Origin of the sequence: Sphingomonas sp. CCH15-F11 (assembly GCF_001557005.1) — a bacterium.
Taxonomy (GTDB): domain Bacteria; phylum Pseudomonadota; class Alphaproteobacteria; order Sphingomonadales; family Sphingomonadaceae; genus Sphingomonas.
In genome coordinates this window covers 39,576-57,392 of record NZ_LSKG01000099.1, presented here as the reverse complement: position 1 = coordinate 57,392, position 17,817 = coordinate 39,576, and the positions used below count along the sequence as shown (strand labels likewise).

Below are 17,817 nucleotides of genomic sequence, written 5' to 3'. Positions count from 1 at the left end.
GTCGCCGTGCACGGTGTCCATTTCGGGCCGTTCTCGCGCCTTTTCGCAGAAGGCTGCTTACCCAAGAAATGCGCCATCGTTGGCGACGCTGATCAGCCGGAAGCAGTCCCGGAGGGTGACGACGTGCCGATACGGCCGAACCTCGCAGAGCTCGTTGGCCCGTATGTTCGCGTGTTTGTCGGCGCGACGACGTTTGAGCGTGAAATCACGCTTGAGCAGAATCTGGGGATGCTCATTGCAACGGCTGGCGATCTAGGCGCGCCGCGTATTCGCGGCGATCTGGAAATGCACCAGCTACTCGGCGGCGCAATACCCGAAGCCGTCAAAGACAAGGTGCTGCGCACGGCCAAGCGTTTCGGCAAAGGTCGATTTGCACAGGTCGCCAATCGCCATGTGGCTCAGGCGGGCGCGCTGCCCCAATACATTATCGACGCCGTGAACTGGCTGCGGGAGTAAGTCGTGACAAGCCTCACTCCCCAACAGGCAGAGGCAGTCGCGCACGGCGGCAACATGATGCTCACCGCTTGCCCCGGCAGCGGGAAAACGCGCACGCTGATCGCCAAGCTGGTCGCTGAAATCGAGGGCGTCCGAGGATCACCCAAGCAAATCTGCTGCATCACCTATACGAACACCGCCGTTCAGGAAATCGAGCAACGCACACGTGAGCAGATGCAGCCAGATGACGAGCGCCACTTCGTCGTCTCAACCATCCATGCGTTTTGCCTGAATGATGTGGTCAGGCCGTTTGGATGGTTGCGGCCGGATTTGGCGGCCTGGCGAAGGATTCTAACGCGCGAGAATCCTGATTTTGACCTCATATGCGGCGCTGCCGCCGCGCAAGTGAATTTGCTGCAATTGACGATCAACGACCTAGACGCGTTTGAGAATCTGTCCCTTGATTCCAATGGGCAGATTGTTGGTCAGGCCGCCGAAAACGACGCCGTCGCCCGAGCCGCGCCGTTCTTCTGGGCCGAGTGTCAGGCACGCGGCTACATCACTTTCAACAGCATCATCTACGGAGCCTATCAGCTCCTGCGTGACTATCCGGTGATCGCCGCTGGGCTGTGCGCTCGATACCCATGGTTCCTGATCGACGAATTTCAGGACACGACGGAACTTCAAATCGAAATCCTGCGGCTGCTCCATCGAACGGGTCGGTCACGGTTCTTTGCGGTCGGTGACCTTCACCAATCCATTTTTGGCTTCACCGGTGCCCGCCCGGAGTTGGTTGCGCCGTTCGCAAATGACATTGGTGCTCGAACCGATCTGTCGCTGTTTGGAAACTTTCGTTCCAGTCAGCGCGTGGTCAATCACGCCGAGCGTCTGTTTGGGCGGGTTCCCGCAATGGCCGCCGTCGGCAGAGACCGAGATTATCCGGTGGACCCGTTCCTGATACGGGGCGTGTCAGCCTTCGCCGCCATTACCGAGAATTTTCTACCGGCCTTGGCGGCGCAGAACATACCCATAGGATCGGCGACGATCTTGGCGAAGGATTGGAAATCGCTCATCGCGTTGTCGCGACAGCTCCGCGACTTTGGGACGCCCGTTGTCGGTCCCGGAGCTCGGCCCTATCGCCGCTCGCGTCTGTTCGCGGCGTTAGCCGAACAGCTGTGCGGCGCGGTAACTGATCCCAACCCCGAGACGACGCACCAGCTTGAGCGAGCGTTGTTCCACGCAGTCCAGGAACTCACCGGCAGTGCACGGCTCGACATTTCTTCATACGACGGAAGGCGCGTGATCATCAGGCTATTGCGCGAGGCTGAGCGCCTTGCCGCGCCCGGCGGCGGCGCTCTCGCCTGGCTTGACGCGATGTCGACGAGCACCGGGCGGATTCTGCAGGACGCCGACTATGTCGGCGCGCAGCAAGCGGGCCTATTCTTCGCGTCGGTGCAAGAAATGAAGGCCGATATGGTTCGTCAGGAGATCGACACTGCGAACCTGAGCATTGACGATCTGGGACTCTTTGCCAGCCCGACCCGTGCGCTGCGGTTATCGACCATCCACTACGCAAAGGGCCGGGAATATGATGCAGTTGCTTTGATCGGCCTAAGAAGCGGATCGTTTCCGTTCTTTCGCGCTCGTACCCCCGAGGCAATCGAAGCCGAAAAGCGCCAGTTCTATGTTGGCGTGACGCGAGCGCGGAAGCTGCTGATGTACGTCGCCGAGCAGGATCGACACGGGAATCCACCGAGCATGTTCCTTGGTCCGGCAGGCGTAAATGTCGTGCAGTAAATGGGCGGGTTTCCCACTCAAATATAATGACGGAACGGAAGCGGCGGCAGATCGCTTACCGGCGCGGCTGTAAGAATCTCACCTACGGCGTCCGCAAACTTGAGCGTTACAGGTAGACCGTCAGCAAACACGCACGCATTAAAATTGACCTTCGTAAGCCCTAACACGTCGATCATGACCTGCTGAAGGTCGCCCGTTCCGCGAGTGATTTCGATGCTCAGTGGATTGGGCGTTTCCCAGCCCGGATAGGTATCCAGACGCGGCACAAATCCCTTCGTCCAAAGGTAGCCCCGCCGATCTGACACCAGCATGGCGGTGCCGCGCAGCACCGGCTTCTTGCCCTGTCGATAGAGCTTCAGATCACCCGTTGAACGGATGCGCACGCCAACAAGATTGGTTTCGGGCGGAACGACCGAACAGAAACCGTCCCACTCCTCGTGATTGAAGCGCGTTTTGCCGTGGATGAACAATTCGGCGGGAGGCTTCCCGTGTATATCGGTGTAGGCATCCACGACGAGCCGCATGAGGTCGGCCGCCTTCTCCTTAGAAAGGTGAAACTCCTCGCCGATCTTAGAATACCAAGGGCCGACCGCGCCGCGAAAGACCACGCCGTCGCCGCTGTCCAAAAACATCTGAGCGCCGCAGCACGCGTTGCCACTTTCGGGCGAAGTCTCATCTTTCTTGAAGACCAACCCGACATAGCACACGCCCGGGCGCACCGAAGCTAGCCGCCAAGGCTTGCCGCTCGCTTTGAAGAATGCCGTCGTGCAGAGGTTCCACGCTACAGTCGCTGGATCTTGCGGCGTGCGGATCATCCGCCCATCGACAACGAACTTCTCAGGCGTGAGCGTCGTGTCGCGCACGATCTGCAAGACGACTTGCTTTTCCAGCAGCCGGGCCTTGAGCTGATGATGGAAGTTCAGATCAAACCGATACATATCCGCCGCCTCACGCTCTTCGACGAAAAGGCTGCCTGTCTCCATGATTTTGCGGGCGGTCTTGCGATTGAACAGCGAGGTCGATTGTCCGCGCTCCGCTTTCGGGATGGTCGATTTCGGACGACCGTAGCGATGCACCTCTTCCGGGATGACAACGAACCACAGCGCAGGCGGCGCCTCATTCTGGCGAAGGTTTCGCCGGATCGCGTCCTCGAAAATAGATACGGCCTTGTAGATAGCCTCGTGGCGATTTTCGATCCGGATGGCCTTGCTCAGCTGGGCCTCATCCACTGTCAGTTCAACAAGTGCCTTCTCGGGCCACTTCGTCCCAAACACCGCTTGGAAGCCCGGCCAACTTGCATGGTGTGCGACCTCGGCGTTAGCCGAAGGAATGTAGCCCCTGATCCGTTTCGACCACTCGTGGAAGCTAGCAATGCAGTCGGCAGTACCCACGATACCGATACGCATTTCAGCAGGATTGGCGTGGTCTGCGAGCGGCCCGAATAGAAACAGGCCATCCTTGGGATGCTCCATTTGTTGGCCGTAACCAAACCCCAACAATGGCTCGGGGAGTTGCACGATCGTCCGCGCAGTCATGCGATTTCTCCCTCGTCCATTTCATCGGCGAAAAAGACGTCTTCACCATCGTCGAGGTCATCAGCCTCAACGTCGTGATCCGCGTTTTCGTCGTCATCCGAAATGGCGATTGAGTCACCGACGATCGACAATTGAGACTCGAAGGAAACCAGCCGGCCTTCAATGCGTGCGACTTTATCTGACCCGAGCGGCAGCAGGATATGCTCACTGTCACCCGCCAGATAGGTGACGAATGCCGTCAGCAAGCCGTACCAGCGATCGTTCCACCAGTTCTTGCAGAAGCTGCGACGCAGCCCCGCAGCCTTCGCCTTGCTATCGAGCGGCGTTCGTCCGTCCGTAGTGAAGACAACCTGCGGTCGAAATACGAAGTGGGGATCATCGCCCAGGGTGGCGTATGCGGATACGGCAAAGTGCCAATAGACCTGCCGCTTCTTGCTGTACCCGACGAGCCATTTCTTCCGCCGCTTTCCAGCGCCATCGACGTAACCGACCTTATTTCCGTCGATGAGATCGAGCGGCACGTACCAGCCGGTGCTGTTGGCGAACTCGTACGGCAGGAGGCCGCTATCCTTGGCGAATTTTTCCCACGCCTGACGCAGGAGGTTCGTGAGCATATTGGATGCGTCGCCGCGTCGCACCTCAGGTCCGGTCTGGCGCTCACCATTCAGGAATTTCTGAAGATCGAACTCGTAGGCGTGTTCCACGCCGATCGACGGTGCATCATCCATCAAGATGTTTGGCGCGTCGGAGAAAGTTAGCCCCAATCGATCGAGCGGTACGATGGGTGTGCCTAACCCGGCGAGCGCCTTTGCCACCGCTTTGGAGTCGGCTGCGAAGCGACAGAAATTGATCTGCGCAGGGAGCTCAACAATACGCAGCCAATTGCTCGAAAGCTGTTCTGGCACCTGCGCGACTGCGCCGCTCTGACGAAGGCGGAACGATCTCCATTGATCGAAAGCGTGCGCGGGAGCGCATTCTTCCTTAGGCACGCCAGCCTTTTCCAAGGCGTCCTGCAACCGGGACAGGCCGTCCGCCCAATTCCCAGCGAAATTGATCGCATTCAGGCGAATGAGCTGTTCGGGGAAATCCGAATACGGAAGATCGTCGAGACGAATAGGGATGACGAAGGAAGGCTTCTGCAACTTGCGACCAGTACCGACCGCAAGCGCAATCTCATCGAGCACGCCATCCTTTTTGTACGAGGCGCGCGATAGCACGGTAACGACCGTCGCCGCGTCATCCTTGATGGCGGTGCCGATGTCTCGCCAGAATGTCTCACCACCGACCAGCTGCGAGACATCCGCCCACACCTCGTAGCCGGCTCCTGCAAGGCGGGTAGCCAACCACGAAACGAACTCATTATCTTCGGGATTGGCATGGCTGATAAAAACCAGCTTGCGAGAAGCAGCAGCGGGTTCTGCTGCCTTCGCAATGATCTGTGTATCGTTTGCTGCCAAAAGGCTGCCCCCAGATTTTTTATCGAAAGAGGAAAAACATACCACGCCGTAGAGTGAATCGTAATGCAAATTAGAACAAATCAGGTTCGTTCCGCGGCCTTTCGGCCCGCGCTCTGGGCGCGCTTGGAACCGTTTGGTTTCCGCCTTCCGGTGACGATCGCTTGCGGTGAGCTAAGGGGCTTTGCCTCCGCGCACTTCTAGGCGCCTAGCTCTTCAGACTAGCTGGATCAGACTCTACCCAATCACAACTTTCGATTTTCACTGTGCCGCAATGTCGGCTTTCAGGATGGCTCGTTAGTGTTCCGAACGGCCGATATTGGGGCGCGAAGCGGACCCCATGCTCTTCATCGACCGAGCCCCCTTCCCCGCCCCAAGTCGATCCCATGGTTGAACGCGAGCTCGGCACCCAGCCTGCGCCCGGTATCGATCGAGATGCCCAGCTGCGCCTTGCGTGCTGCAAGGATGGATTCCAGCTGCGGGTCACGTTCGAGGCTCTTCGCCAAGCCCGCCATTTGGTTCTGCGCTGATTTCCTGCTCGCAAGATCCCCGCTCACATAGGCGCGTTCGGCCTGGGCGCTGAGCCTGGTCCAGCGTTCGACGAACCGGTCGGCTCGATATGCGGGATCGGTGCGCATGCGGGCTTCGTGCCGCAGCGCTGCGTTGGTGCGCGTGAAGTTGCCGCCTGATGCGTCTTCGGCAAGCGTCCGATCGTTCTTGTACGCGGCTTCGAGATCGATCGACGCATGCGCCCGCAGCCCGTTCAGATCGTGCCGGGCTTTGGTCAGTTCCTCTATCTGGTCGGGGGTGGCAGCAAGCCCCTGGTCGAACCGCTCGAAGATGTTGGCCACTGCGCGGGCGTGGCGCTGGACGATGGCCCGCCGCTGGTGCGCTTCGTCCTCGGGCGATCTGGCCAGCTCCGGCGCTTGTTGGACCGGCAGGCGCAGGCCATCGAACATGCCGCGCATCTTCTCGGGCACCTTGCGCGCCAGTTCGGCGACGCGCTCGCGGAACCTGATGCTGCGCGCATCGGCGAAGCGCTGCTCCGGCTCGCGCGCATAGTCACTCGCCATGTCCTTGGCCCGGTCTCGCGATAGCGTGCGAACGAGCCTGCCCTGATCGGCAAAGTCGTCCTGGCCATAGTGCAGGTCGACCCGGTCGCGGTGGCGCGACAGCGCGACATAAGCGGCATGGCTATCCATGCCGGGCGTGGCCAGCACATGGGTGCGATCGACCGTCATGCCCTGTGCCTTGTGGATGGTGGCGGCATAGCCATGGTCGATCTGGTTATAGTCCTTGAGGTCGAACGCGACCGCGCGACCGTCATCGAGCAACACCGCCATCCGCATCGCGTTGACGCTCTGCACATTGCCAAGCGTGCCGTTTTTCACGCCCAAGCTGCGCTCGTTCCTGAGAAACATGATGCGGTCGCCGGTCGCAAAGTCACGGCTGCCCCGCTCAGTGGTGATCGTCACATCGTCACCAAGCGAGCCCGCCTCGCGCAGCCGCTCGCGCGCGGCCTGGTTGAGCGCCAGCACCTCGTCGTTGGTGTGCGTAAGGATGATCCGGCTCGCGTTCGGATCGACCTGGCGATCGCGATCCCAACGATCAATCAGATTGCCACGCGCCTCCTCGCGCGTCTCGGCGACATGGACGCGATCATGCTCGGCATAGGCATGGATCGCCGCGCCGGTTCGTCCGGTCGCCAGATAGCGCGTCGCATCACGCTGCCAGTCGTCGCGCTGGCGGCGCACCTCGGTGATCTCGACACTGCCATGCCGCTCAGCGAGCGAGCGGAACGCCGCACCTGCTTCGATGGCCTGAAGCTGCTCGGGATCGCCGACCAGCACCAGCTTGGCGCCGCGCTTTTCTGCTTCGGCGACCAGCCGCTCCATCTGGCGCGAGCCGATCATCCCGGCTTCGTCGATCACCAACACCGAGCGATCGGTAAGCAGCTCGCGACCTCGCGACCATTGATGCTCGAGGCTGGCGATCGTACGCGACGCAATGCCTGAGCCGGTCTCCAGGTTCTCGGCAGCGATGCCCGACAGCGCGAGCCCCTGCACCTCGTAGCCGGCGCGCTCCCATGCATCGCGCGCGACGCTCAACATGGCGGATTTGCCGGTGCCGGCATAGCCGGTGACGATGGCAAGATCGCGTGGGCCGGTTATGTGGTCCAAAGCGGCCTGTTGCTCACCGCCGAGGATCAGACCGTTACTCCCGGCAGCAGCGATGGCGCGATCCATCGCTGCTGCCGGGAGACCATGGCCTGAGCGCGCCGCGAGCCGGACCGCGGCACGCTCCAGTCGCTGCTCGGTCTCGATCATGTCGCGCGACGTGAACCGCTCTTCGCCACGCCCGTCCGTGCCGAGCGCGACCAGCTCGGGGGACGAACGAATGGCGGCCATTGCCTGGTCGAACTGGTCCTTGCCGACACTGTGCCGGTGAATGAACCGCGCCAGATCCCGGGCGGTAAATGTCGCCTGGCTATGGGTGATCGCATCAAGCGCGATCTGCGGATTGGCGATGATCTTCGCGCCGTTCGACCGCACGATCTCGAGGTGCTCGGCCGCACGTTCGCAGTCGAGACCCTGCGCCGCCATCCGCGAGGCCGCAGGGCCGATCTTGTGCTGCGGCTCGAGGTCGATGCCCTGCGCTTCAAGGCTGCGGTGGTCGATGCGGGCGTCGATATCGAGCTCGACCAACCGGGCATTGACGTGCTCGGCCCAGCGCTCGCGCCACTTCTCGAGCAGATCGGTGCGGTTCCAGTCGCGGTTCTTCTTGCCGAACCCGTCTCCGTCCACGTCGCGCATCGTGAGCATCACATGGGCATGCGGCTTGGGTTGACCATCGGCACCGATATCCCAATGCACATTGAGATCGGCGATCATGCCGCGATCGACGAACTCGTCGCGCACGAAGTCGCGCGCCAGCTCGATGCTCTGTTCCCGGGTCATCTCGCGCGGAATCGCGAACTCGACCTCGCGCGCCAGCTGCGCGTCCTTGCGCAGCTCGGCCGCCTCGACCGTGTTCCACAGCTGCTCGCGATCCGACAACTGCTCGGGCGCGCCGTTCGGCAGCAACACTTCGGAGTGCACCACACCCGTCTTGTTGGAAAAGTCGTGATGGCGGTCGAGGCGCTGGTCGTACAGCCGCGCCCTCGAAAGAATTCATCTTTCTCGGGAACGCGAAGTCCCATGGGATTTCAGCGCGTTGCGACTGATCGAGTGCAGCGATAACGGGTGTGTCCTCACCCTGCAATCGAGGACATGATCATGCGCAAACCCCGAGACTATGACGCCGAACTCAAGGCACTCGACGACAAGGCGAAGTTGCTCAAGACGCGCAAGCTTCAGCAGCTCGGCGAGCTGGTGATAGCGTGTGGTGCAGACGCGCTGCCGGTCGAACGCCTGGCGGGTGCGCTGCTCCTGGCGGTCGACGAGCAAAGCCAGTCAGCGAAGGAGGCGCAGCGCGCACGGGGCGCGGCGTTCTTTCAAGGCGCGCACGGCGCTGGCGGCCGAACTGGCAACCACCGCGGCAGCGCTCAAGCGGACGATCGCGGCGCGCCACCGCCGGCGAGCCAGGCTGGCGCGCCATGACCGGCGCGCCTGGGTCGTGAAGCGCCGCGAACGCACCCGCCAGCTGATCGAGCTCGGCGGGCTGGTCGCCAAGGCGGAGCTCGTCATCCTCACCGATGACGATCGCGCGGTGATCTACGGCGCGCTGCTTGAGGTCGCCGCAAAGCTTCGAGGTGAGGACCGCGAGCGCCAGATGCTGCTGTGGTGGCGACGCGGGGTACGGGGGTTCGCGAAGCACGAAGAGACGCCGACGTCGGGCGTTCAAGACGAGTCCGCTGCATCCAGTCGGTAGCCTCGCCTTAACGGTGCCCATGTCAGAGCTTCACCATGATCCGACGCCGCCCAAAGACCATCACGATCGAAGCGCTGATCGGCGAGAAGCGTCGGGTCGGTTGGCGAAAATGGTGGCTGCCGGTCACCGTGCTTGGCGGTGCGGCGTTGCTCGGCACGACCATCGGCGCAGGCTCGTTGGCACTGCCGGACATCGCGTCCGCACCGGTCGATTACCCGCAACCACTTGGCGGGTGCGTCGCGGTCGACGGCGACACGCTTCGCTGCACCGGCGAGCGGATCAGGCTGCTCGCCATCGACGCCCCCGAACTACCCGGCCATTGCCGGCCCGGCCGCGATTGCGCGCCGGGTGATCCTTTCGCATCGACCGCAAACCTGCGCGAGGCGGTTACGGGCGATCTCACGATCGAGCGGGTGGGCGAAGATCGTTATGGCCGGACCCTGGCGCGGGTCTCAGGCGCCCACGGCGACCTGTCGTGCTGGCAGCTTCGGCGGGGCCATGCGATCTACAAGTCTGGGTGGGATAATGGCTTGCGGATCGCTCGAACCTGTCCGGCCGATCTGCGCTAGTTTTTCCGTCCGCTGTCGACGATAGGAGCGCCATGACCTCCCGCCTCGCCGACCTTATCGCTGCTGCTCTCGCCCGCGCGCCTGAGTGGATCCGCCATGACCTTGGCGGCAAGGATGCGGCGAGCCGCACCCGCGCCGAAGAAGCGCTCGCAGCGATGATCGCGAGCGCTTTGGCTGAGCGGGACGATGGCCCGGCGGCAGTGCCGCCGGGCGCTTAGGTCAGTCCGCGGGATTCCAGATGATTGCGAACCGGTCGTCGCCACTATCGGCGGCGCGGCCAAGGTTGGCGTAAAGCCGGCGCGGCCCGAACTCGGGTGCGGCAAGGCTCAGCGACACGTAGTTGTTGCCCGAGCTTTCCGAGCGACGGTTCCAGCCGGCACCGATCTCGACATCGCCCGAGTGGACCCGATAGTCGGGCTGCGCATCGCTGGACTTGCGCGTGTTCGCGGTGATGGTGATCTCAGCGCGAATGCTGAGCGTCTTCAGTTGGCCCTTGAACGAACCGTTTGCATCCTTGGTGACATATCCGATGGCAGGCATTGGTCTTGCTCCTGATGATCGAGGGGACCTGTTCCCGTCGACGCCGACCGAGAGGACCGGCAATCAGGGGGCCGGCGCATCGCATGCGACCGTAGCGTCAAGCGGAGGACCTGCGGGCGTGCGATTTTGTTGCGCGAGGAGCTGCCGCAGGCGGCGGGGAAAATCGTGCGGGCATAAGGTTGCGGCGGTTCCCGGCCGGTCCAGAGACGAGGCGTTGATGACGGCGACAGGTCGCGCGGCTCAGCAGCGATCGAGGCTGCGGTTCGCAGTAGTTGTCACCAATCGAGACCCGGTCATTAGCTCAGCTGATCGTCTCAGCTTGCGTTGCATCGAATTACCTCCGAAATGGAGCAATATTCTACCCGCGCAGATAAGCGTCACGGACGACGCATGGAAGGAAGATCATGACCGAAGAGATGCAGCTCAACGCCGTTGAACTCGCCACCGAACTCACCATTGCGTGGCTGGGTAATCAGAACAACCGGGTCGCGGCGGACGAAGTGCCGGCGTTTCTGCGCACGATGCATGCGACACTGACCAGTCTTGCCGATGAGACCAGCGTATCCACTGAAGCGGCCTCTTCTGAAGCCGGTGAATACGCGCCCGCTGTGTCGGTCCGAAAATCCTTGGCATCGAAGGACGTGATCATCTCGATGATCGACGGCAAGCCGTACAAGACGTTGCGCCGTCATCTCTCGACGCACGGGCTGACGCCGGACGAATATCGCGAGCGCTACAACCTGCGGGCCGACTATCCGATGGTGGCGCCCAGCTATTCGGAGCAGCGCAGCGCCATGGCGAAGAAGATCGGGCTCGGCGCGCGCGGGCGTAAGGCGAAGGTGCCCGAGGCCGCTCCCGCTCCCGCCGCCCGGCGCCGCACGCCAAAGCAGGCTTGATGATCGGTGAGCGCCGCGCGGGTCAGCCGCGCGGCGCGAGCCGCTGTTCGCACGCTTCGCGCACGAGTTGCTGCAGCAGCTCGACGCGCTCGGCGATCCAGTCGAGCTCGGCGGCGGTGATCTTGTAGTGCGGTGAGTAGCGCGCGTTGACATAGGCCTGGCGCAGCAGCTCGAAGCAGCGCTGCGCGAACTTCGTATCGCGCGGCCAGACCGCGATCAGATCGGGGACCAGCGGCTCGGCTTGGCTGCGCAGGAAGTTAAGCTTGTGTGACTTGGGGCTATAGAGGGTCAGGGTCAGTAGGACGCAGTGATAGAGCTGCTCCGCGGTCTGGTGCAGGTCGAAGGCAGCTTTGCGATTATCCCCGTCATTGATGGCGTGCTTCGCACCCCTAAAAAACTGACCTGCGCTTAGTGACCATTGATCAAAAAGCTTCTGCGCCTCGGCGCGCTGCGCTTCTTCGGTTAGCGGCTGTGGCGCTGCGAGCGGGTGGCCCTCGGCTTCATAGAGGACGATCCCCTGCTCGATCGCATCGATGAAGAACGGCTTACCGCAGCGCAGGAAGTTGTTCACGTCCTCGAGGCTGTGGACGATGAAGGTCACGGGTGCGCTGATCTTCTTCGAGATGGTCACCTCGCGGGTGAGGTGATCATCCGCCTTCGCCCAATAGTCGATGGGATCGGTCAGCCGCTGGTCGCTGACCAGCACGAGGATGTCGTAGTCGGAGAAATAGCGACCGACCGGGTCCTCGACCCAGTCGCCGCGCGCATAGCTGCCATAGAGGATGATCTTGAGAATCCGCCCCTGCTTCTTCCACTTCTGGGTGGCGAGCCGGGTGGCATTCTCGAACTCCTCGAACAGGATCGCGACGATCCGCTCGAGATCGCGGCGCTTGGCGGCGGGGAGATGATCGAGATCGCTACGCATTGTGCTCAACCCTAACCACTTGGAACCGCACTGCCCAGCGTCTCCAGACCATGCCGAGTGAGGCCGGGTAACGCAAAGACGGCCGCCATCGGTCATGGTTCGTTCTCCGCCGGATGGCAGAGCAGCAGGTCGGCGGCTTTGCTGGCCGCGCTCGCCGCGCGGAGGATGGCACGGTCACCGGCCACAGAGGCTCTGGCGATCGGTCATAGATGTTCCTCCTCTCACGGTACCGCAATCGGCGCCGGGATGGCGGGGTGGGCGGCAGGCACGCACCACTGGTCCCGCTCGATGAGGCGAGCGGCACCTGCAAGGCCGGAACAAAGTGGAGGACCCCGGCGCAGCCGGGGTTGCGGCGCGCCACGGCGGGACCACAGGGCAGCGCGGCCCACCTCGCCAGATCGACGCCGGAGGCATTACGACGCCGCGCGTGCGCGCGGCGACCGCATCAAGCGCGAGCGGGCGACTCGAAGACGCGACCGCGACAAGAGCGCGCAACGATCAGCGTTGCCGATACATCCTGGGACCGTCACGCAACGTAGCGACGATCAGCCTGATCGTCCTTTGTGCCGTCGTTCGCCGAACAGGGCTCTACTGGCCCCAACAGGGCTCTTCTGCTTGGCGGGAATAAGGACCAGCTTGTCCGACAGCGGACCACGTCATCGCTCGGAGTTGAAGGAGTAACCAATGCAGACCGATCTTCCCGACCGCATTCTGCGGCTCAATGCCGTACTCGATCGCACGGGACTCAGCCGCTCCACCCTCTACCGGAAGATGAGCGCCGGCACGTTCCCCCGGAACGTCCAGATCAGCACTCGATGTGCGGGTTGGCGCGAATCAGCGATCCGGGAATGGTTGCAGAACCCGATGTTCTATGGTGCTGAAGACTAAAATCAGCGCTAAGCAGTTCATAGATATTTGATTGATTATTTCATTCGACCCGACCAGGCCCTGCGCATTTTATGTGTCATTGATCGCGATTAGCTTCGGATTATACGCTCGTGGAAATGTAAACACTGCACGCTTATGTCATTCTCAATGCTTCTGAACAGATGCTTCACAATTACCAGCCGGCGCACCGGAACGCATGATTTGCTTTAGTGACCATGCCTCGCAATGCGGTTTCATTAATTACACACGACACTTCCGAGCAGCAGAAATTGAACGATCTGCCTGTCGCGTCGACGACCGTAAGAACAACGGAGTGATCCAGCCGCTAAGCAGCCCCTCACCCGGCCGACTTGATCCACAAGCGCAGATTGCAGGGTAGTTTAAAGACCGTCCGAAATTCGTTTACGCGGTCGATTAAGATAACGACTGTCGGCTATCTGCGCGCTTCGGTGTTATTCCGCCCGCGGACATCGATAATTGAAAGCGGCCGCCGCGTACAACATCGATTTGACCACATGATGCGGATCCTAACTCGACTCTTCGGACCCGTCCGTTTTTTGCCGGACACAAGGAGCTTCTTGAAAGCTCGAAATCCGCAATATGCTGCAATTGTTTGATAGAGCCGAGAAAGATGACACAAAACGGTCACACATCATGGGCTAAGTCTATCGCTACCGTCAGTAACATTTCGGCGGTGAGTGGGGGCGTATGGCGGATAGGCCGGACCGCGTTGAGGCGCAGGTCGCGAGATATGATAGCGGGCTTATAGCCCTCATGCAGTTGCTCGCCTTTCTGCAAGTCAGGGTCGATCCAGAGCAGATTCTCCATGAGCGCGGCCAAGGCCTAGCGCCATTTCATGCGGACGACATCCTGCGCGCCGCCAAGCGTCTGGGTGTCAAAGCCCGAACGATCATGAGCACGCCCGCAAAACTACCTCACATGCCGCTACCGGCCATTGCCGAGGCACGGGATGGCGAGTTCTTTTTGATTGCGCGCGCTCTGGAGCAGCAAGCGCAAGCAGGCGTGAAGGACGGCATCAGGGCTCTTGTTCAGCGCGTGACCAGTGGCGAGCCCGAGCTCTGGACAGAAGAAGAACTCGTTGACCGCTGGAACGGGCGTTTGGTGTTGATGACCACGCGCGAAGCACTGGCGGGTGGAAAGCGACATTTTGACGTGACGTGGTTCATGCCATTTCTCGTCAAGTATCGCAGGCCCCTTATCCAGGTGCTCGTCGCTTCGTTTGTCATCCAGATTGTGGCCCTGATCTCACCGATCTTCTTTCAACTCGTCATCGACAAAGTACTGGTGAACGGGACCCTGAGCACGCTCGACGTGCTTGCAGTCGGGCTGACGGTCGTATTCGTCTGGGAAACCCTACTGACCAGTGCTCGGCAATGGCTCCTCTCCCATACGACTTCGCGCGTCGATGCCGAGTTGGGAGCGTCGTTATATCGCCATATGCTCAATTTGCCGCTTGGGTATTTCGAGACGCGCCGCGTCGGCGACACGATCGCGCGCGTCCGAGAATTGGAGACGATTCGCGAATTTCTCACCGGCCCTGCGCTCGGCGTCGGCTTGGACCTGTTGTTCACGGTGGTGTTCCTCGCCGTGATGTACCTCTACTCGCCGATCCTGACACTGATCGTAGCATTATCGCTACCACTTTACATGCTGATCACCTTCGTCGTGGTCCCCCCACTCCGACGCAGACTGGACGAAAAGTTCAATCGCGGCGCAGACAGCCAGGCTTTTTTGGTCGAGAGCGTGGGCGCGGTCCGCACGCTGAAGTCCATGTCGGTCGAGCCTCGAATGCGCGCGGATTGGGAACGCAAGCTCGCCGCATATGTCGGCACTGGCTTCTCGGTAGCCAAGCTTGCCGTTTGGGGTTCAGGCGCTGTGCAGTTGATTTCCAAGCTCACGACGGTGATGATCCTATACATCGGCGCAAAGCAGGTCATCGGCGGCAGCCTGACGGTAGGCGGCCTGGTTGCATTCAACATGCTCGCCGGCCGCGTTGCCATGCCAATCCTTCGCCTCGCACAGCTCGCTCAAGATGTGCAGCAGGTAAAGATCTCGATCGAACGCCTCGGCGATGTACTCAACGCCAAGCCTGAACCGGAACACGATCCGAACCGCGCGGCGCTTCCGACAATTCGCGGGCGCGTGCGGTTTGAGCGCGTGCGATTCCGCTATCTCGTCGACCAGCCCGACGTTTTGAAGGGGATCGACCTCGATATCGCTCCTGGTGAAATGATCGGCGTGGTCGGGCCTTCCGGTTCCGGTAAATCGACCTTCACCAGCCTAATTCAGCGCCTGCATGTCCCGACACAAGGGCGGGTCCTCGTTGATGGCGTCGACCTCATGCTTGTCGACCCGACATGGCTCCGGCGCCAGGTTGGCGTCGTCCTGCAGGAAAACGAACTCCTGAATCGTTCCGTGCGCGACAATATCGCGCTGGCCGATCCGATCGCATCCATGGAGCGCGTCATCGAAGCTGCGGAACTCGCCGGCGCACACGAATTCATCCTCCAGCTTCCGTATGGTTACGATACAGTGCTCGAGGAGCGTGGCCGCAATCTGTCCGGTGGACAGCGTCAGCGGATCGCCATCGCACGAGCGCTAATGAACGATCCGCGCATCCTCATCTTCGACGAGGCCACGTCGGCGCTCGATGCGGAATCCGAGGAAGTGATTCAGGCAAACCTGAAGCGGATTGCGGAGGGCCGAACGGTGATCATCGTGGCGCATCGGCTGTCTGCCGTGCGCGACGCAGACCGGATCGTAACTATTGAAAATGGCGAGATAACCGAGATCGGTAGCCATGAAGAGCTCTTGACTAAGGAAGGTCGTTATGCGGATTTATATCGGCGGCAGACCAGAACATAGCGCCGCGACCAATAGGTGGCGTTGAGTATGGTCGCAGGAGTAGCCCGTCACTGGTCGGTGCTGACGTCCGCTTGGGCGATCGATGCCGAGCAGGCCAGAAACAAGCGGCACCGCGAGCAAACGGAATTTTTGCCCGCCGCCCTCGAAATCATCGAAACACCCGCATCGCCGCTCGCTCGCTTCGGCTTGTGGTTGCTGATCGGTGGCGTCGCTGTCGCCCTGCTCTGGGCGTTTATCGGTAAGCTGGACGTAGTAGTCACCGCGCCAGGACGCATCATCCCCGCTGACCGGGTAAAGATTATTCAGCCGACCGAACTGGGTGTCGTGCGCGCAATCCACGTACGTGACGGGCAGCATGTCCGTGCTGGCCAGCTTCTTCTCGAACTCGATCCGACCGCCGCCGGCGCGGATGACGCACAGGCACGTACCGGGCTCATGGCCGCCAAGATCGACCGGGCACGGAGTCGGGCGCTGCTTTCCTACCTCAACGGCGGCGATGGCGCGTTCATCGCGCCGGAGGGCACGCCCGGTGAACTCGCCTCCATTCAGCACAATCTCGTCGCCACGCAGATTCAGGAATATGAAGCCCGACGCGCGATCCTGACCCGCCAGCGATCCGAGCACGTCGCGGAGGTGCAGGCGGCCGAAGCCGAAATCCGCAAGATCAACGAGACGATGCCGCTGTTCGACCAGCAGATAGCGGCGCGCGAGGAGCTGGTACGCAAAGGGCATTTTCCGCGGCTGCGGCTCTACGAGCTTCAGGAACAGAAGATCGAGCGGACGCGTAATGTTGATGTGCAGCGCGCGGCCGCAGCGAAGGCCCGGGCGTCGATTGCCGGCGTCGATGCCCAGCTCGGCCAGCTTCGCTCCGAGCTCGCGCGCAGCACGGTCAAGGAATTGGCCGATGCACAGGATAATAGCGAGCTTCGCCGCAACGAAATCGCCAAGACCGACCTGCGCAACCGCCTGATGCGAATGGTCAGCCCGGTGAGTGGCACGGTGCAGCAGCTTTCGGTGCATACGCTGGGCGGAGTGGTGCAGTCGGCGGAAACGCTGCTGGTGGTCGTGCCCGACGACAGCCAACTCCTTGTCGAGGCCAAGATATTAAATCGCGAAGCGGGGTTCGTGCGCGAGGGGCAACCGGTGCGCCTCAAGATCGAGGCATATCCGTTTACGGACTACGGTACCGTGCCCGGCCTACTGGAAAGCATCTCGCGTGACGCTGTCGAGGATGAAAAGCTTGGCCTAGTGTACAGCGCTCGCGTGCGCTTGGACGTCGATAAAGCAAGGCGAAATGGTCTCAATCTGTCACCAGGGATGGCGATAACCGCTGAAGTGATGACCGGAAAGCGGCGAATCATTCGGTATCTTCTTTCGCCGATCTCGACGCGCTTGCATGAAGCGGGGAGAGAAAGATGAAGTTTTATTCACGACGTATGATTATCTGTATTATCGCCGGTACCATCGCGATTTCGGGCTCTGTTATAGCATTCGGTCAGAATGGCATTGAGGCGACCGGGATGAACGGACCGTCTATTTTGAGGACATGGTTTGGTGAAATAAGAATTGGCATCCAGGACTGTTCCGAGCCGGATTGCCCGGTTTTCCAACGCTTACAATCGCCGGTGCCCCACATACAATTCTGGTCGTTTCAGGGGGTGGAAAATAGTGGAGTTTTAGCGATTGATACTATTCACGGCGAGATGATCCATGTCTTTGGAATTCCCGACTTTGAGCCGAAAAACAAATTGTTTATTACTTTAAACTCCGAGGAGAACAATAGTACGCCGGAGCAAAATGGAACCTTTGTATGGCGTGTTACTGAAGAGGGTTTTATTCAGAGAGTGGCGCACTTTGACCTGTCAAAACTAGCTGATCATAAACTTGATGGGTGGATCTCTTCCAAGTGTGCCAACCTTAGTGGTGTGAATTGGAGCGGCGGCAACACTGCACGTCGAATGGTTTCTGTAAGAGAGCAATCACACGGCTGGACTCTTTCCAGCCAGCCTTGCGGAGGTTAGG

General features: G+C 60.9%; 15 protein-coding genes and 1 pseudogene. 11 read left to right on the top strand and 5 right to left on the bottom strand.

The genetic code is table 11. The features are described from left to right. Both AX709_RS18910 and AX709_RS09040 read left to right on the top strand, forming a co-directional pair. A pseudogene (locus AX709_RS18910) lies at positions 1-456 on the top strand (ATP-dependent nuclease); the annotation flags it as partial. A 3-nt stretch (positions 457-459) separates the two neighbouring features. Beyond that, on the top strand, positions 460-2,232 hold the full coding sequence (locus tag AX709_RS09040) for a UvrD-helicase domain-containing protein (protein WP_066548974.1): 1,773 nt from the start codon (positions 460-462) through the stop codon (positions 2,230-2,232). 17 nt (positions 2,233-2,249) lie between these two features. Here AX709_RS09040 and AX709_RS09035 read toward each other — a convergent pair whose 3' ends face one another. The 3 genes from AX709_RS09035 to traA form a co-directional block, all read right to left on the bottom strand. Further along, positions 2,250-3,767, bottom strand: coding sequence for an argonaute/piwi family protein (locus tag AX709_RS09035; protein ID WP_066548972.1), 1,518 nt, complete (start codon positions 3,765-3,767; stop codon positions 2,250-2,252). Next, positions 3,764-5,224, bottom strand: coding sequence for a toll/interleukin-1 receptor domain-containing protein (locus tag AX709_RS09030; RefSeq protein ID WP_197432027.1), 1,461 nt, complete (start codon positions 5,222-5,224; stop codon positions 3,764-3,766). Before AX709_RS09030 ends, AX709_RS09035 begins: the two co-directional genes overlap by 4 nt. A gap of 344 nt (positions 5,225-5,568) precedes the next feature. Beyond that, on the bottom strand, positions 5,569-8,391 hold the full coding sequence (gene traA, locus AX709_RS09025; protein ID WP_082731712.1) for a Ti-type conjugative transfer relaxase TraA: 2,823 nt from the start codon (positions 8,389-8,391) through the stop codon (positions 5,569-5,571). A gap of 105 nt (positions 8,392-8,496) precedes the next feature. Here traA and AX709_RS09020 point away from each other — a divergent pair, with 105 nt between their 5' ends. The 4 genes from AX709_RS09020 to AX709_RS09005 are packed head-to-tail and all read left to right on the top strand — an operon-like array spanning position 8,497 to position 9,878. Next, positions 8,497-8,820, top strand: a complete 324-nt coding sequence (locus tag AX709_RS09020; RefSeq protein WP_197419100.1) for a conjugal transfer protein TraD — start codon at positions 8,497-8,499, stop codon at positions 8,818-8,820. A 16-nt stretch (positions 8,821-8,836) separates the two neighbouring features. Beyond that, a complete protein-coding gene (locus AX709_RS09015; RefSeq protein ID WP_066548969.1) occupies positions 8,837-9,091 on the top strand; it encodes a conjugal transfer protein TraD in 255 nt (84 codons plus the stop codon). 35 nt (positions 9,092-9,126) lie between these two features. Further along, entirely contained in the window at positions 9,127-9,660 is a 534-nt protein-coding gene (locus AX709_RS09010) for a thermonuclease family protein (RefSeq protein WP_156454228.1), read from the top strand. Positions 9,661-9,692: 32 nt separating this feature from the next. Further along, complete coding sequence (locus AX709_RS09005) at positions 9,693-9,878, top strand: DUF6771 family protein (protein ID WP_066548968.1); 186 nt, start codon at positions 9,693-9,695, stop codon at positions 9,876-9,878. A gap of 1 nt (position 9,879) precedes the next feature. On the opposite strand, the gene AX709_RS09000 is transcribed toward AX709_RS09005, so the two are convergent. After that, positions 9,880-10,200, bottom strand: coding sequence for a DUF736 domain-containing protein (locus tag AX709_RS09000; RefSeq protein ID WP_066548967.1), 321 nt, complete (start codon positions 10,198-10,200; stop codon positions 9,880-9,882). 404 nt (positions 10,201-10,604) lie between these two features. On the opposite strand from AX709_RS09000, the gene AX709_RS08995 reads away from it, so the two are divergent. Beyond that, complete coding sequence (locus AX709_RS08995) at positions 10,605-11,096, top strand: MucR family transcriptional regulator (protein WP_066548964.1); 492 nt, start codon at positions 10,605-10,607, stop codon at positions 11,094-11,096. Positions 11,097-11,118: 22 nt separating this feature from the next. Here AX709_RS08995 and AX709_RS08990 read toward each other — a convergent pair whose 3' ends face one another. Next, positions 11,119-12,117 carry a nucleotidyltransferase and HEPN domain-containing protein gene (locus AX709_RS08990; protein WP_331709710.1) on the bottom strand — a complete coding sequence of 333 codons (999 nt, stop codon included), beginning with the start codon at positions 12,115-12,117 and terminating at the stop codon, positions 11,119-11,121. A gap of 588 nt (positions 12,118-12,705) precedes the next feature. Here AX709_RS08990 and AX709_RS08985 point away from each other — a divergent pair. The 4 genes from AX709_RS08985 to AX709_RS18610 all read left to right on the top strand — a co-directional run bounded on the left by AX709_RS08985 (position 12,706) and on the right by AX709_RS18610 (position 17,816). Continuing rightward, positions 12,706-12,909: a helix-turn-helix transcriptional regulator gene (locus AX709_RS08985; protein WP_066548959.1), complete on the top strand. Its 204-nt coding sequence runs from the start codon at positions 12,706-12,708 to the stop codon at positions 12,907-12,909. A gap of 708 nt (positions 12,910-13,617) precedes the next feature. Then, positions 13,618-15,795, top strand: a complete 2,178-nt coding sequence (locus AX709_RS08980; RefSeq protein WP_066548957.1) for a type I secretion system permease/ATPase — start codon at positions 13,618-13,620, stop codon at positions 15,793-15,795. 27 nt (positions 15,796-15,822) lie between these two features. Then, positions 15,823-17,214, top strand: a complete 1,392-nt coding sequence (locus AX709_RS08975) for an HlyD family type I secretion periplasmic adaptor subunit (RefSeq protein ID WP_082731711.1) — start codon at positions 15,823-15,825, stop codon at positions 17,212-17,214. Then, entirely contained in the window at positions 17,211-17,816 is a 606-nt protein-coding gene (locus AX709_RS18610; protein WP_156454227.1) for a hypothetical protein, read from the top strand. The genes AX709_RS08975 and AX709_RS18610 overlap by 4 nt, the downstream gene beginning before the upstream one ends. The last annotated feature ends 1 nt before the right edge of the window (position 17,817 follow it).

What these genes read in the sequence shown, in the direction of transcription:
- AX709_RS09035 (WP_066548972.1), bottom strand. Translation starts at nt 3,767, where the DNA reads ATGACTGCGCGGACGATCGTGCAACTCCCCGAGCCATTGTTGGGGTTT.
- AX709_RS09020 (WP_197419100.1), top strand. Translation starts at nt 8,497, where the DNA reads ATGCGCAAACCCCGAGACTATGACGCCGAACTCAAGGCACTCGACGAC.
- AX709_RS09010 (WP_156454228.1), top strand. Translation starts at nt 9,127, where the DNA reads ATGATCCGACGCCGCCCAAAGACCATCACGATCGAAGCGCTGATCGGC.
- AX709_RS09005 (WP_066548968.1), top strand. Translation starts at nt 9,693, where the DNA reads ATGACCTCCCGCCTCGCCGACCTTATCGCTGCTGCTCTCGCCCGCGCG.
- AX709_RS09000 (WP_066548967.1), bottom strand. Translation starts at nt 10,200, where the DNA reads ATGCCTGCCATCGGATATGTCACCAAGGATGCAAACGGTTCGTTCAAG.
- AX709_RS08995 (WP_066548964.1), top strand. Translation starts at nt 10,605, where the DNA reads ATGACCGAAGAGATGCAGCTCAACGCCGTTGAACTCGCCACCGAACTC.
- AX709_RS08990 (WP_331709710.1), bottom strand. Translation starts at nt 12,117, where the DNA reads ATGACCGATGGCGGCCGTCTTTGCGTTACCCGGCCTCACTCGGCATGG.
- AX709_RS08985 (WP_066548959.1), top strand. Translation starts at nt 12,706, where the DNA reads ATGCAGACCGATCTTCCCGACCGCATTCTGCGGCTCAATGCCGTACTC.
- AX709_RS08980 (WP_066548957.1), top strand. Translation starts at nt 13,618, where the DNA reads ATGGCGGATAGGCCGGACCGCGTTGAGGCGCAGGTCGCGAGATATGAT.
- AX709_RS08975 (WP_082731711.1), top strand. Translation starts at nt 15,823, where the DNA reads ATGGTCGCAGGAGTAGCCCGTCACTGGTCGGTGCTGACGTCCGCTTGG.
- AX709_RS18610 (WP_156454227.1), top strand. Translation starts at nt 17,211, where the DNA reads ATGAAGTTTTATTCACGACGTATGATTATCTGTATTATCGCCGGTACC.